This window comes from Bradyrhizobium sp. Kon58 (genome assembly GCF_055807455.1).
Genome location: NZ_JBVVOT010000280.1, coordinates 1 through 319 on the forward strand (window position 1 = coordinate 1; position 319 = coordinate 319).

Genomic DNA, 319 nt, shown 5'->3' on the forward strand with positions numbered 1-319 from the left:
GTAAGCGTATCGACCCTGATAAAGTCTGGCTGCATCAGTTCTTTCCTGCCCAGACCACCCCGTCTAAAAACACTATTACACAGTACGAGCACCGTGGCAGGCCCGAAAGGTCGATGACATTGACCGAGGCGGTAACCAGCAATTTTTTTGCGGCCGAGCAATATGGTGTATCCGGGAAAGTACAGACAGCGGCGCACTTCGCTTCTTCGAACGTGAGCCCGACGACAATCTTTCATAGTGAGAGTGTCTCGGATTTTTTCAGCAGGCTGGGGAAGTTGATTATTGATCGTACCGGCCCGGGGTACATCTATTCAAAGAT

Annotated in this window: 1 protein-coding gene; it reads left to right on the forward strand. The window is 50.8% G+C overall.

The genetic code is table 11. From position 1 onward, the window contains the following. The coding region (locus tag AC0L20_RS40475) for a dermonecrotic toxin domain-containing protein (protein WP_473295741.1) at positions 1-319 on the forward strand (319 nt) is incomplete at both ends.